This is a genomic window from Rhizobium sp. R86522 (assembly GCF_042466255.1).
GTDB lineage: Bacteria > Pseudomonadota > Alphaproteobacteria > Rhizobiales > Rhizobiaceae > Allorhizobium.
Map to the genome: position 1 here is coordinate 13220 of NZ_JAXHBX010000002.1, position 12854 is coordinate 26073.

The window sequence follows — 12854 nt, forward strand, 5'->3', positions numbered from 1 at the left end:
GCCTGACGAGCAAAAACGGGATGCAGCGATATCGCAGAATCTGTCGATGCTGGCACTTGTCCCGCACTTGAAATGGTACAAGCCGTACACTCGGAATTGCGGATTTCGGATCAATCGGTTGAGGACCGCTCCTTGATGCGTTTGCCCTCATGGTCAAAGACATGAAGGTGGTCGATGGGAAAATCGACGCGCACCTCGGCTGTCGCGCTGAGGACGCTGCGGTCGAGCGTGAAGAGCTTGAAGGGCAGCCCGTGCACCGAAAGATGCATGATGATGCCGAAGCCGGTCGGCTCGACAAGCTCCACACCGGCCTTGATGGTGCCATCAGGCGAGATGACCACATGCTCGGGCCGAATGCCGAGTGTCACTTTCTGATCTCCAGCAAAGGACGCTCGCTCTTCGACGGCAATTTCCGTTCCGTCCTTGAACCGGATAGCGGCTTTGCCGCCTGTGCTGATATATTGCCCTTCCAGGAAGTTCATGCCGGGCGAACCGATGAAGCCGGCAACGAAGAGATTGGCAGGGCGGTCGTAAAGGTCGAGCGGTGCGCCGACTTGCTGCACCACGCCCCCATGCATGGCAACGATGCGATCGGCAAGCGTCATGGCCTCGATCTGATCGTGGGTGACATAGATCGAGGTCGCTCCAAGCTCCTTGTGCAGCTTCTTGATTTCGGCACGCATCTGTTCGCGCAGGCGGGCGTCAAGATTGGAGAGCGGCTCATCGAAGAGAAATGCCTTCGGCTGGCGAACGATCGCACGGCCCATTGCCACACGCTGACGCTGGCCACCCGACAAGGCCTTTGGCCGTCGCTCAAGCAGGGTGTTGAGGCCGAGCTTTGAAGAGGCGCCGGCAACAATCTCGGTAATCCGCTCCTTGGCCGTCTTTCTCAGCCGCAGGCTGTAGCTCATATTGTCGGCGACCGACATATGCGGGTAGAGCGCATAGGACTGGAAGACCATCGCAATATCCCGATCCTTGGGCGGCAGATCGTTGACCCGCCGGCCCTCGATCGCAACCTCTCCGGAGGTAATCTGCTCAAGGCCTGCTATCATCCGCAAAAGCGTGGACTTGCCGCAGCCCGAAGGGCCGACGAGCACGATAAACTCGCCGTCTTGAATGGTGAGGTCCACCCCGTGCAAGACCGGGAAGTGGCCGTAGCTCTTGGTAGCTGCGCGGACATCGATGGAAGCCATGGTTTTTTGTCCTTTCAGCCTTTGACCGCGCCGGCCGTCAGGCCTTGCACGAGATAGCGCTGGATGAGGAGGAAGAAGAGGCAGGCCGGGATGAGTGCCAAAACACCGGCCGCCATCATCTGCCCGAAATTGACCGAGAACTTCGAGACGAAGGACAAAAGCCCGACTGGGAAAGTGGCCGCGTCATTGCCCGAGATCAGCATCAGCGCAAAGAGAAGCTCCGACCAGGCTGCGGTAAAGACGAAGCCGAGGGTGGCAGCGATTCCAGGAAGTGTCAGCGGCAAGATGATCTGACGAAAGGCGACAAACTGGGTGGCGCCATCGATCATCGCCGCCTCTTCCAGATCCTTCGGGATGCCGTCGAAGAAGGACTGCATCAGGAAGGTCGCGAAGGGGACGTTGAAGGCTGAATAGACGATGACAAGGCCGGTCAGACTGTTGGTCAGTCCAAGAGGAGACAGCATCTTGAAGATCGGGGCGACCAGCATGACCAGCGGAAACATCTGGGTCAGAAGCATCAAGCCGACAATCCAGTATTTCGCGCGGAAACTGAACCGTGACAGCGCGTAGCCCGACAGCGAGGCGATGACGGTCACGACGAGGGCGGTTGAGCCGGCAACGATCAGGCTGTTCTTGAAAAAGGTCGGAAAGGCGCTGTGGGCAATGACAAAGCGGAAATGCTCAAACGTCGTGCGGGACGGCCACATGCGCACGCCCTCGCTGTAGAGGAGGTCATTGGGTGTGACCGCGACCTTCAACAGCCAATAGAGCGGAAAGAGCGCAAGCCCGATATAGGCGAGGATGGCAAGCCGATGGGCGACAGTCAGAGCGATGCGGGACGACCTCATGGGCTCAGTCCTTGTTCAGAAGTGTCTGCCTGAGCAGCACGATCAGCATGGAATAGGCCATCAGCAGCACCAGCAGGACGAGAGCGATTGCCGAGGCATAGCCGAAGTCGAGACGCCTGAAGGCCTGGGTGAAAATGTAAGAGGCAACGATCTGCGTCCTGTCGGCAGGACCGCCATTGGTCATCACGATGATCAGATCGGCAAAGTTCGAGATCCAGACGGTTCGAAGCAGGATGGTGATTGCCATGGTCGGTGCGAGAAAGGGAAGCGTAATCGACCAGAAGCGCTGGAACGGCCCGGCGCCATCAATGGAAGCTGCCTCATAGAGATCGCGGGGAATGGCCTGAAGTGCCGCAAGCAGCGTGATGGCAAAGAACGGAACACCCCACCAGACATTGGCGATGATCGGCCCCCACATGGCAAGCGACGGATCCGAAAGGATATTGTTGGGTTCGCTCAAGACCCCCAGTGAGAACATCCAGTGGGGAAGCGGCCCGATCACCGGATTGAAGAGCCAGGCCCAGTTGAGACCGGCAAGAAAGCTTGGCACCGCCCAGGGCAGAAAGACAAGCGCCTGTGCAAGGCCTCGACCATAGAAGGGCTTGTCGAGCAAGAGCGCCAGGATCAGCCCGAAGGTGAACTGCAAGACAACGGAAGCGCCTGTCCACCAGAGCGTGTTCTTGAGCGCGCGGTAGAAGTCGGCGTCCTGACTCAGCACATTAAAATGTTCAAGGCCGATAAAGCCGCCTGAAAACGGATTGAGAAGCTGGATATCGCGAAACGCATAGGAAATGCCGAGCGTCAGCGGCACGAGCATCACCGCAACGATCAGGATCAATGCCGGCGCGCTGTAGAGATAGGGTTCAGACGCATCGGCCATGCGCTTGAGAAGCGTCCGCCGATCGCCCCGCTCAAGGGTCGCTGTCACTGTTCATGCTTCCATCTGATTGGACGTGTCATGTCGGGCGTGTCAGGGGCCGGGCAAAGCGGATCACTTTGCCCGGACTTGAGACGCTTTACTGTTTCGCCAGGTGCTTCTGCTGCGCCTTTGTCAGGTAATCAGCCCACTGATCAGCGAGTTCCTGAGGCGTGATATCGCCAAGCAGCGCCTGCTGAGAGGTCTTGATGACAAGCGAATCCTTGAAGAAGGCAAACTCCTCGAGATGCGTCGGCATCACGGTCGGCACCGCATCCTTGTCAGACAGTTCTTCGAACCAGCCCTTGAACTGCGCACTTGCATAGAATGGATCGCTTTCGGCCGATTTGAGCGCCGGCAGCGCTCCGGTCCGCTTGTTCCACTCGATGTTGCCTTGCCTGCCCTGAAGGGTGGCGATCAGCTTCCAGGAAAGATCCTTGTTCTCGCTCGCCGACATCATCGACCAGCCGGCATAGCCGATCGTCGGGAAGGTTCGGCCGTCTGGACCCTTTGGCATGGTCATGACGCCGTAATCGTCCTCGCCCATGTGTTCGGCAATCGCGATCAGGGCATCGGGGTCCTGATCGAGGAAGGCGCAGGTGCCGCTGTAAAAGCCGGCGACTATCTCGTTGAAGCCCCAGTTGACGGAATCCTTCGGCGCGTAGCCTTCTCTGTAGAGATCGATGAGCCAGGTGAGACCCTTGACCCAGCCTTCGGAATTGAAGGTCGAGGTGCCGTCTTCTGTGAAGAATTCATTCGAGCCGGCCATCGACGCGCCGAACATGACCCAGCCATTCAGGCCACCGGGTCCACCACGCAGGCAGTAGCCATACTTGCCAGGAAGAGCCGAGACCTTCTTGGAGGCATCGGCAAATTCGTCCATCGTCTTTGGCAGTTCTGTGACGCCTGCTTCTTCCAGGAGCTTCTTGTTGTAGAACATCGCTCTCAGATAAAAGCCGTAAGGCAGCATATAGGCGGTGTCCTTGACGTCGCGGCCAAGCTCAAGCGCCCGATCGGACAGGTCTGCCGTCTGATCCCAATCCTTCAGATAGGGCTCGAGGCTCTCGACAATGCCGTTATTGGCATAAAGCGACAGCCAGGTGTCGGGCATTTCCATGACATCAGGGATCTCGCCGGCCGAGACCATGGTTGCAAATTTCTGGAAGGCTTCACCCCAGGGCAGGGAAATGATCTCGACCTTGGTGCCAGGGTTTTCCGCCTCGAACTGCGAGACGATCGATTTCAGGGTCTCGGTGCGCTCGGGGCTGGTGATCACTTCCACCAGCTTCAAGGTGGTATCGGCAAGGGCCGTCCCCGCCATCAAGGTGCTGATCAGGGCTGCTGTCAAAAGGGCTTTCATTATCAGGTTCCTCCTCTGCTTCTTGGTTTGGTTCGACAGGGCTTATCTTTCCTGGGCGGCAGCGAATGCCCCCGCCAGGTCCCTCCACAAGGCCTCGGTTCCCTCGAGGCCGACATGAAGGCGCACGGACCGCGGGTTCATGCCAAAGGCATGTGCGGAATTCGGTTGGGCCTTTTGCTGAAGCACGACCTCGCCAGGGACCACCAGGCTCTCGTGGCCGCCCCAGCTCACGCCCAACTTGAAAAGCTGCAGGTGATCACAGAAACGCCTTATGTCGACGCCTTCGCGAAGCACGAAGGAGAAGAGACCCGAGGTGCCCGTCAGTCCAGGCGGCAGTTGATTGGCAAGACCCGGATGATTGACCTCTTCGACGATGTCGAGCGATTTCAGCCGCCGCGCGATCTCGACTGCCGAGGCTTCATGGGCCTTCATTCGGATCGGCAGGGTTCTTAAACCCCGGATCAGGAGCCAGGCATCAAAGGGTGACATCTTGCCGCCCAGATAGGGCAGGGTTTCAGTTCGGATCCGGTCGATCAGCGTCTTTGACCCGGTGACGACACCGGCCACCACGTCGCTATGGCCGCCGAGATATTTCGAGGCTGAATGCAAGACGATGTCGACACCGAGTTCGAGCGGGCGCTGGAAGACGGGACTTGCCCAGCTGTTGTCGATGACGCTGAGGGCGCCGTGTTTTCGGCCAAGTGCTGCAAGCGCTGCGACGTCATGGGTTTCCATGATCCAGCTGGTCGGACTTTCGAGATAAAGCAGGCGGGCACCGCTCAAGGCATGATCGACGGCATCGAGATCCTTGCCATCGACATAGGTGACCTCCACCTTCATCCGCTGCATCAGCGTGCCGAACAGGCGATAAGCATCGGGGTAGAGATTGCGGACAGCGACGATCCGGTCACCCGGCTCGACAAAGGTCAGGACGGTCGTCGAGATCGCCGCCATTCCGCTCCCGAAGCCGAGTGCATCTTCGCCGCCTTCGAGCTTTGCCAGCATCTCCTCGAAATGCCGCACCGTCGGATTGAGGCCACGCGAATAGACCGGCCGATTGCGTTCGCCACGGTAAGTGGCGACCATTTCGTCATAGGTCTCGAAGGTGAAAAGCGACGTCTGGACGATCGGGGGGACCACGGCCTCGAATGCGTTCGTTTCGTCATGGGCGACGGTAAGCGAGGCGTGTTCAAACCAATCGGAGCCGATGGTCATCTGGACATTTCCTTGATGTCTTCCTCGACGATGTCGAGGATCTTGATGGTCTCGCGTCTTGCAGCCTCTGTGTCCTGGGCGAGGATCGCGTTGAACAGGGTGCGGTGATAGGGAAAGGAGCGGCGCGCAAAGTCGGGGCGGTCAAACGGCGTGTCCCAGAAGCTTTCGAAGGCTTCCCGCATCTGTTCGAGCAATTGTCTGAAGAGCGGATTATGGGTTGCGTCGTAGATGGCGAGGTGGAAGGCCAGATCTTCCTTGCCGGCGGTCCCCTTTTGAAGATGGACACGCTCCATTTCCTCAAGCGCTGAACTGATGTGCTGGAGGTCGTCTTGCGTGCGCCTGCGGGCCGCCGCCATGCAGGCCTCGCATTCGATGCCGCGGCGTACCTCCAGTGTCTGCAAGAGTGCGTCACGCAGACTGCCCATGTTGACCGAGAGTGGCATATGGATCGTGGCCGAGGTGATCGGCTTTACGAGATAGGTTCCACTGCCCTTGCGGGTTTCCATCACGCCGAGCGCCTGAAACTGGCGAATGACCTCGCGGATCGTCGAGCGGCCCACCCCCAGCGCCGCCATCAGTTCACGTTCGGCCGGCAAGCGGTCACCTGCTGCGAGTTCAGCCTGCTGGATATAGGCGGCCAGTGACTCAGACACCTGGCGGCCACGGTCTGCAGGCGGAAGAGGAATGAGCGTGGATTTCACAATCGGCCTCAAAATTGGTCTGACATCATATCAATCAGCTTGAGTTCGAGATGTCAATTGTCGATTGGTGGCCGAGCTTGGGCCGTGTCAGGGAGGGGCTGGCGTGACCCCGTGTTTTGAAAGGAATGTGCGGTCGCGTGGGTACATGGTCGCCGGAGAATCTCTTAAATTCCTCTCGGCAGTGACTGAAAGCTGAGTGGGTGGCTGCCGTGTTGTGAGGGAAGGGCGAGGCGGAGCCACGCTCATGGTGGCGCGGCGCATGATCGGGAGTTGAGCCGAGAGGCCTTTCTCCGTCCATCCGATCGGTAAAGCAGAGCCGATGCGTTTATGCCTCGGACCGTGCGAGATGCATGCCAAGCCAACCGCTTGACGGGGTGAGTATCACCGGCATACTCTTCGACGTAATCCAGAAGCCGGACCTACGACATGATCGACGAAAAACCGAACCTTGTGACCTCTGGCAAAAGCCGCAGGATTGTCATCGACGGCCATTCTTTCTCCATCGACATCTTCCGACTGGAGAATGACACGACCTGGACGTTGGAAGTGGTCGATCACCAGAACACCAGCCACGTCTGGGACGAGCAATTCGCATCCGACGAAGAGGCGCGGGACGTTGCGGTCAAAACCATTGAGGCCGAGGGTGCACTCGCATTCATGCGCGGCAACAATGTCATCCCGTTCCGACCATCATGACTGGACAGAGCCTCACAAGGGCGCCGACCGGAAAAAAGCGGCAACGCCTGCAAATGAGTTGAGGAACCGCGTCCTGATGCCTGGGAGGGTGCCGGGGACGGCAAAAAATCTCGAACGGGGTTGCCCGAGAGAATCTGGTTCGCTTTCAGAAAAGGCGATGCGCCATTGTGGTGTGTAGATCCAACCGCGCATCGCCAATTGGCGAGAGGCTGGCTTAGCGCACGACGGTCACGTTTTCTGCTTTGGACTTGCCGGTCTTGCGGTCCTGGCCCACGTCGTAGCTGACCTTCTGGCCATCAGACAGTGAGCCGCCACCTACGGCCGAGATGTGGACGAAAACGTCCGGTCCGCCATTGTCGGGGGTGATGAAGCCGAAGCCCTTGTCCTGAGCGAAGAATTTGACGGTGCCAGTGGCCATGATGCAATCCTCTATGGTTGTGCAGGATCCGCATACCGGTTGAGGGCAAAAACGGCAAGGCGCCTTGCCGACTGGCGTCCTACTCAATTTTGGCAGGGTCCGATCGATTGGCGAATTCAGGCCACTATCCTGGTCGCCGGAGATATGTCGGGAACGAACAAAAAGAAGTTTTAGAAGAAGCTGATAAAGACTGCTGATGCGCGTTTCAAGGCGCATCTGAAAGAGTTGGAAAAAAGGAGGCAGAGTGATGGCTGTATCCGCAAAAGATGTGTTTGCCGAAACGAGGCCCGAGTTGATCGAGGCGTCGGACCTGCGGACAAGGAATTGCTCAAGGAGTATGACACGGCTCGAAAGCTTCGCAAGGCGCTCGACCCTACGCGGGAGCATATCGGACGAAAGATGGGTACGAAGCAGGTTCGGTCGCGCAGATCGGAGGAAAGCCGGGTGAATTCTAGACCTCTGCCAAGGCACTGACGGTCAACACCTCAGCGTGGGAGCGATCGGTAATGGCGGAGGCGATGGTGGTCATGTTGAGGCTCTGGAAGTCGACGGCAGACACAGCGGATAAGCGGCCGATCACGACCGCTTGAAGATCAGAGCTGTACGCATGTCACCCTGAACACGACCCAGGTTCTTACCTGTAATCTAATGAGGATCCGATTGGAGTGGGATCAGATGGGCAGCGGCTGCCACTAGGCAGCAAGCGCCGCAGCCATCCTGCGCAACTCGGGCATCATCCGCGGCTCTTCAGGTTCAACGATTTCCGAGGCAATATCCATGACGATGGACTTGACCAACGTCGTCTTATTCAACGCACTCTTCTTGACGAGTTCGTTAAACTCGTCGCCAACGCGTGGGGTCACTTTCATCGAAAGACGCTTCGAGGGTGTATCGTGCCAGCTTTTCCACTTCTCGCGATGGACCTCTGCGTTTCTGCGAAGCTTCTCCACCAAGGAATCGTCGTTTACAGACCTGTGCACGAAGTACGCGATCAGTGACTTTCTAAGGATCACGCCAGCAGAAGGATCGATCCGATAGGACGCTAGGTCCAACGTGTCCATAAACGGCGCAGCCATAACCACTTCCAGGGGTCTGGAGGCAATCTCGCGAGCAACACGGATTGCTGGCGTCGACTGCGGCGGAATAGCCACAACGGTACCACACTCATCGCAAGTAGCCGCCATGATCTGCTTCGCTACGCCGATCCCGCTTTCGAATGGCACATCGTGATAGTCGAAAGTCGTCGCAACAACTTTCCGGCACGTTTCGCAGAGCGCCTTGCTCTTGTCTCCAGCATACCAGATTTTCATGTTCGCCTACCTTGATGGATGTACACTTATGAAGACCGTGTCCGGGTCAACGAAATAGAATTTTATGTACCAGCCATCTCGCTTGAGGATGTGTACTTCAACGCCCCTGAACTCATGGTGTTCAGAACTCTCATGATGCGTACCATTGCACCTGTCGATGATCTTTATCAGGTTCTCGGGGGAAATATCGCCTGTCATCAAGGCATTTTTGTCCTTGATGGCCCCGCGAGCCGCATGCTGATAAGTGCCGTCCTTCAGTGCCTTGATGACGCGATACGTGACGTCCTTGAAAGCCATCTCGCCCTCAATATACGAAGATCTTCGTAAAAATCAATAAGAAAGACACGCCGAAAGCGAAAAATTCGTGTGCCCGAGACAACCCCTACCGCGCAACCCTTATCAAACCAACAACGAATGCGCGCATCGGGCGCTGTGAGCACGCTTGGTGAATTTACTCTGCAATTCAAATGCGTAGGCCGCCAACTATAGTTTTTTCTACCTCATGCCGCGACCTTCTCCGGCCGTTCGTGAAGGCGTCTCCGTTATCCCCACATGCCGCGCATCTTGGCGGCGACGTCGATCCTGATCTGGCTGGCGCTGCGTCCCGTCGTAGTTGCTGCCACCTTCGGCCAGCTCGTAACCTCGAAGAACTGCAACAGCATGGCCGGGATGAAACGCGTGCGGGACGCATAGACATGCCGGTCACCGCGGCTGTTTTGTCCATGGGTGTAAAAGCGCTGCGGCGTGATCAGGCTCAGGCTGTCGCGGGCCCTGGTCATGCCGACATAAAGCAGTCGGCGCTCTTCCTCGAGCTCATCAGTCGTTCCTGCTCCAAGGTCAGACGGCATGCAGCCATCAACGACATTGAGCATGAATACCGCACGCCATTCCTGGCCTTTGGCCGAATGGATCGTCGAAAGGATTAGGTAATCTTCGTCGAGCAAAGGCACGCCCGCCTGATCGCTTGTCGCATCCGGCGGGTCAAGCGTCAGTTCTGTCAGGAAGCGCTCGCGACTTGGATAACCTGACGCGATCTGCTCGAGCTGCAGGAGATCGGCCTTGCGGGTCTCGGGATCCTCATGGATCCGGTCGAGATGCGGCTCGTACCAGAGCCTTGCCTGTTCGATGTCGCCCGGCCAGCCATGTTCATGCCTGCGGAGTGCAGTCAGCAGAGTGACGAAGGGCGCCCAGTCATCGCCGGTCTTCGGAGGCGGCGGGATCTCGGCAAGAGATAGCAAGGGTTCCGGATCTGCCCCAATCGTGTCGAGGATTGTGGCAGCTCTTTGTGGCCCGATCCCAGGCAGCATTTGCAACACCCGGAACCCGGCGACGCGATCACGTGGGTTTTGGGCAAAGCGGATGACGGCGACCAGATCCTTGATATGCGCGCTGTCGAGAAACTTCAGCCCGCCGAACTTGACGAAGGGGATGTTGCGTCTCGTCAGCTCGACCTCGAGCGTACCACTGTGGCTCGATGTCCTAAAGAGAACCGCCTGCTGCTTGAGCGCAATGCCGATCTCGCGGTTTGCAAGCACCTCTTCGACGATAAAGCCCGCCTGGTCGTTCTCGTCCTTGACCGTCACCAGGCGGGGCTTTTGTTCGGATTGCCTGTCGGTCCAGAGGTTCTTGGTATAGCGCTCGCGCGCCAAGCCAATCACGCCATTGGCGGCAGCCAGGAGAGGTGGCTCGGTTTGTCTGAACAGTTTCGGGCGTCTTGCTAAGTGGATTCCGCCTCGATTATGCCGCCACCATCATTGGTGCCAGCGCGTTGAAGTAGGCCTGATCCGGCGTCTGCCGGTCAAGGGATGAATGTGGGCGTCGGCTATTGTAGAAGGTCAGATAGCGCCAATGCCCAGGCGGGCCTCAGATACGGTCTTGTAGGCGTGGAGGTAGACCTCCTCGTATTTGATCGACCGCCAGAGCCGCTCGACGAAGACGTTGTCCCGCCACGCACCCCTGCCATCCATTGAGATGGCGATCTCCGCCTTCTTCAGCACGGCGGTGAAGTCGATGGAGGTGAACTGCGATCCCTGGTCGGTATTGAATATTTCCGGGTTGCCATAGCGGGCGAGCGCCTCCTCGACCGCTTCGATGCAGAAGTCCGCTTCCATCGTGATCGACAGCCGCCACGACAAAACCTTCCGGCTGAACCAGTCCACGACGGCGCAGAGATAGACAAATCCTCTCGCCATAGGGATGTAGCTGATGTCCATGGCCCAGACTTGATTGGGTCTGGTGACGGCCAACTTGCGCAGGAGGTAGGGATAGATTTTGTGACCTGGCGCTGGTTTGGAGGTGTTCGGGCGACGGTAGATCGCCTCGATGCCCATCTTCTTCATCAGCGTGGCGACGTGCAGCCGCCCGGTCTCCAACCCTTCTCCTCTCAAGAGCCCTTGCAACATCCGACTTCCGGCAAACGGGTAGTCGAGGTGCAGTTCGTCGATCCGCCGCATCAAAGTCAGATCGCCGTCGGATACTGGACGAGGCAGATAATAGACGCTGCCACGGCTGAAGCCGAGAAGCTTCGCCTGGCGTACGACGGAGAGTTTGTGCTCGCGGTCGATCATTTATTTCCGCCCAGCAATCCCGCCTTGCCGAGCGCACCGGATAAAAAATCATTCTCCAGTGTCAGTTCGCCGATCTTAGCATGCAGTGTTTTGACGTCCACGGTCGGGCCTGCCGGTTCAGCCTTGGCTTCATCGCCGAAAACGCCCGTCGCCCCCTCTAGGAGCTGATCTTTCCACTGTTTGATCTGGTTGGCGTGCACATCGAACTGCTGGGATAATTCCACCAGCGTCTGTTCACCTCGGATGGCGGCAAGTGCCACCTTCGCCTTGAAAGCCGGGCTGTGGTTCCGGCGCGGTCGTCTCGTCATGGTATCTCCTGTTCCCGACATCTAAGCCGAAGTCAGGCAGAAATTCCACTTATCCCCCCTGTGCAGATTTCCCGAGCCAGCTCTCCACCTATCAGGCAGCGCGTGGGGCTATGTACCGTGGTGCCACTAAGTACGACTCCCCCGGAAAAAGTCATGCCGTATCATTGCACCTATACAATCCCATTCAAAATGCCGAAGGCGTGGGGGAATGTTGAGCGGTGGGTAAAAGGCGACATGGTGACAACGGTCTCTTGGCATCGCGTTGATCTGCTACTGCTGGACAAGGACAAGTCTGGAAAGCGGATTTATCAGACCCAAGTGATTGATGAAGCTGATTTTCAGAAGATAAACGTTGTGCGCTCCACGGATTGGGGTTTTCGAATTTGACAAAGCACGTTTAAACACCTATCTTTCTAGTCGTGGCGGCTCTGCTCTTGTCATCCGCATTAAGACCCTACCAAGGGCCACTGGCCACCGGAACGAAAGCAAGTTTCAGGTCAGTGCTGTAAGGCCCCGCTTCGGTGGGGCCTTTGCTTTTAAGCGGCTTTGATTTCCAACTGCGTATCATTTCGCGCGCCTTACGCTGAGCGACGATAGTCGATAACGGTTGCGCTCGCGCCACAGCAGGCTGCCCGCTTCTTGCACCCGTCGCTCAGGCGGTCTCAACCAAGTCTGTGCGAAAAGCGTAGGCATGAGGACGAGACCCGCTGTGGCGGCAAACTCTATTCGTCAGTGTCGTCAAGCTGCGTGAAAACCAGACCTGGCGTGTCATCGACGACGTTGTCCGGCCGGATAAGTGCGTTGACGGCCGGCACCCAGGCCTGGGGAACGAAGACCAGTTCCATACCCAAGGCGCGGGCGATGTTAACCAGGGTGACTGCGCGCGCAGAGCTACGCCCAGCTTCAATATCCTGGTAGCGAAGCCGCGAGATGCCAGCCTGTTCTGCAACACGCTTTTGCGAATAGCCGAGTTCCTTGCGTGTCGCCTTCAGTTTTTGAGCGATGATCTGAAGGTCCTCGGATTCTGCTGTCACTACAATGCCTTGTATGGTCGAATTGCCTGGCCGATCATGTTCAGGACGTTCAAGTTCTTGTCAAGCACGTCTCAGCGTGGCGCTTTCAGTATCAACGCCGGATGTCCGCCAATGGTCCGGTGGCTTAAGGTTCGGTTTTGAGGTTGCTGCAGAGCGGCTTCAAGTGCGGCATCTCATGTTCGAACGCGCGTTCGATTGGTCGTTCCGAGTGCCCAGATCTTCGCTGATTGCCTTGACCAGTTCTGTCCCAAGGTTTGTCAAAGAGCTCGGCCATCAAAGAGAAGT

Annotated in this window: 11 protein-coding genes and 2 pseudogenes; 1 reads left to right on the forward strand and 12 read right to left on the reverse strand. The window is 57.7% G+C overall.

The features are described from left to right. Positions 1-110: 110 nt before the first annotated feature. From SJY08_RS22365 to SJY08_RS22390, 6 genes are all read right to left on the reverse strand, one after another. Complete coding sequence (locus tag SJY08_RS22365; RefSeq protein ID WP_377278805.1) at positions 111-1196, reverse strand: ABC transporter ATP-binding protein; 1086 nt, start codon at positions 1194-1196, stop codon at positions 111-113. A gap of 14 nt (positions 1197-1210) precedes the next feature. Further along, positions 1211-2044, reverse strand: a complete 834-nt coding sequence (locus SJY08_RS22370; protein ID WP_377278807.1) for a carbohydrate ABC transporter permease — start codon at positions 2042-2044, stop codon at positions 1211-1213. 4 nt (positions 2045-2048) lie between these two features. Beyond that, positions 2049-2924: a carbohydrate ABC transporter permease gene (locus SJY08_RS22375; RefSeq protein ID WP_377278993.1), complete on the reverse strand. Its 876-nt coding sequence runs from the start codon at positions 2922-2924 to the stop codon at positions 2049-2051. Positions 2925-3060: 136 nt separating this feature from the next. Further along, positions 3061-4320, reverse strand: a complete 1260-nt coding sequence (locus tag SJY08_RS22380) for an ABC transporter substrate-binding protein (RefSeq protein ID WP_377278809.1) — start codon at positions 4318-4320, stop codon at positions 3061-3063. 42 nt (positions 4321-4362) lie between these two features. Next, positions 4363-5535 carry a PLP-dependent transferase gene (locus tag SJY08_RS22385; RefSeq protein WP_377278811.1) on the reverse strand — a complete coding sequence of 391 codons (1173 nt, stop codon included), beginning with the start codon at positions 5533-5535 and terminating at the stop codon, positions 4363-4365. Continuing rightward, complete coding sequence (locus SJY08_RS22390; protein WP_377278813.1) at positions 5532-6236, reverse strand: FadR/GntR family transcriptional regulator; 705 nt, start codon at positions 6234-6236, stop codon at positions 5532-5534. The genes SJY08_RS22385 and SJY08_RS22390 overlap by 4 nt, the downstream gene beginning before the upstream one ends. 426 nt (positions 6237-6662) lie before the next feature. Here SJY08_RS22390 and SJY08_RS22395 point away from each other — a divergent pair, with 426 nt between their 5' ends. Beyond that, positions 6663-6932: a hypothetical protein gene (locus tag SJY08_RS22395; RefSeq protein WP_377278815.1), complete on the forward strand. Its 270-nt coding sequence runs from the start codon at positions 6663-6665 to the stop codon at positions 6930-6932. A gap of 214 nt (positions 6933-7146) precedes the next feature. Here the strand turns inward: SJY08_RS22395 and SJY08_RS22400 are convergent, their stop codons facing one another. The 6 genes and pseudogenes from SJY08_RS22400 to SJY08_RS22425 all read right to left on the reverse strand — a co-directional run bounded on the left by SJY08_RS22400 (position 7147) and on the right by SJY08_RS22425 (position 12569). Further along, complete coding sequence (locus SJY08_RS22400) at positions 7147-7350, reverse strand: cold-shock protein (RefSeq protein WP_377278818.1); 204 nt, start codon at positions 7348-7350, stop codon at positions 7147-7149. Between the two features lie 692 nt (positions 7351-8042). Beyond that, a complete protein-coding gene (locus SJY08_RS22405) occupies positions 8043-8660 on the reverse strand; it encodes a hypothetical protein (protein WP_377278820.1) in 618 nt (205 codons plus the stop codon). 6 nt (positions 8661-8666) lie between these two features. Beyond that, positions 8667-8957, reverse strand: a complete 291-nt coding sequence (locus SJY08_RS22410) for a hypothetical protein (RefSeq protein WP_377278822.1) — start codon at positions 8955-8957, stop codon at positions 8667-8669. Positions 8958-9202: 245 nt separating this feature from the next. After that, positions 9203-10360: pseudogene (locus tag SJY08_RS22415) on the reverse strand (ATP-dependent helicase); the annotation flags it as partial. 37 nt (positions 10361-10397) lie between these two features. Then, a pseudogene (locus SJY08_RS22420) lies at positions 10398-11535 on the reverse strand (IS3 family transposase). Between the two features lie 722 nt (positions 11536-12257). Further along, positions 12258-12569: a helix-turn-helix domain-containing protein gene (locus SJY08_RS22425; protein ID WP_377278824.1), complete on the reverse strand. Its 312-nt coding sequence runs from the start codon at positions 12567-12569 to the stop codon at positions 12258-12260. Between the last annotated feature and the right edge of the window lie 285 nt (positions 12570-12854).

Excerpts from the sequence above, each read along its gene's own strand:
- SJY08_RS22410 (WP_377278822.1), bottom strand. The coding sequence starts at position 8,957 with ATGGCTTTCAAGGACGTCACGTATCGCGTCATCAAGGCACTGAAGGAC.
- SJY08_RS22370 (WP_377278807.1), bottom strand. The coding sequence starts at position 2,044 with ATGAGGTCGTCCCGCATCGCTCTGACTGTCGCCCATCGGCTTGCCATC.
- SJY08_RS22400 (WP_377278818.1), bottom strand. The coding sequence starts at position 7,350 with ATGGCCACTGGCACCGTCAAATTCTTCGCTCAGGACAAGGGCTTCGGC.
- SJY08_RS22385 (WP_377278811.1), bottom strand. The coding sequence starts at position 5,535 with ATGACCATCGGCTCCGATTGGTTTGAACACGCCTCGCTTACCGTCGCC.
- SJY08_RS22405 (WP_377278820.1), bottom strand. The coding sequence starts at position 8,660 with ATGAAAATCTGGTATGCTGGAGACAAGAGCAAGGCGCTCTGCGAAACG.
- SJY08_RS22380 (WP_377278809.1), bottom strand. The coding sequence starts at position 4,320 with ATGAAAGCCCTTTTGACAGCAGCCCTGATCAGCACCTTGATGGCGGGG.
- SJY08_RS22365 (WP_377278805.1), bottom strand. The coding sequence starts at position 1,196 with ATGGCTTCCATCGATGTCCGCGCAGCTACCAAGAGCTACGGCCACTTC.
- SJY08_RS22375 (WP_377278993.1), bottom strand. The coding sequence starts at position 2,924 with ATGGCCGATGCGTCTGAACCCTATCTCTACAGCGCGCCGGCATTGATC.
- SJY08_RS22395 (WP_377278815.1), top strand. The coding sequence starts at position 6,663 with ATGATCGACGAAAAACCGAACCTTGTGACCTCTGGCAAAAGCCGCAGG.